This is a genomic window from Vibrio genomosp. F10 str. 9ZD137, from assembly GCF_049974785.1.
GTDB lineage: Bacteria > Pseudomonadota > Gammaproteobacteria > Enterobacterales > Vibrionaceae > Vibrio.
The window spans coordinates 1-768 of the sequence record NZ_JBNGCJ010000147.1; the positions used below are offsets into that span (position 1 = coordinate 1).

1 pseudogene is annotated in these 768 nt (G+C 49.3%); it reads right to left on the reverse strand.

Annotated features, from left to right (window positions below):
* A pseudogene (locus tag ACP45E_RS01905) lies at positions 1 to 641 on the reverse strand (phosphopentomutase); the annotation flags it as partial.
* Positions 642 to 768 lie beyond the last annotated feature (127 nt).

Consider the following 768-nt stretch of genomic DNA (forward strand, 5'->3'; position numbering starts at 1 on the left):
GCGCCGATAAAGGGTCTGGCTATAACACGACCAATATTGTAGTCATCCAATATTTCTCGAACCTTCTCGCACAAAGAGAGAAGCCTGTCCAACCCGAAATACGCCTCATGAGCGGCGATTTGAAATACAGAATCCGCCGAGGTATAAAAAATTGGTGCTCCGGTACAAATGTGTTCTTCACCAAGCTCGTTAATAATGGTGGTACCAGAAGAGTGGCAGTTACCTAACGAAGTCAGTAAACCCGTCTCATCATAGATGCGCTTAAGCAGCTCGTAGGGGAAACTATTGTCCTTATCGCTAAACTGCCCCCACTGAAACTCTACGGGCGCCCCCATCATTTCCCAGTGACCACTTGTGGTATCTTTTCCTGTAGACATCGGTGTCGCGTAGCCAAAGCTGGCTCGCTCATCTATCTCAATATCAGAGTCGAGCCTGTCATTGTGGGAAGCGGCATAAAGTACCTTGCCCAGGCCCAGTGCCGTTAAGTTGGGCAACTCAAGCGCAAAGTGCACATCACTAGATGCACGCCAGTCAGCGATATGCCCAAGCGTGTTCGCTCCTTGATCGTTGAACGACGCCGCATCTAGCGTACAGCCAACACCTAACGAATCAAGGACAAGTACGACTGCTTTACGTGTCATCAATAATCTCCCTGCTTCATCTGAGGTTTCGCACCAAGTGTTTTGAGCAAGTCGACCAGCAAGCTAGAAGTTCCAAAACGATAATGTTGGGCGGTAAGCCAATCACCGCCCATGATATCAGCGGCAG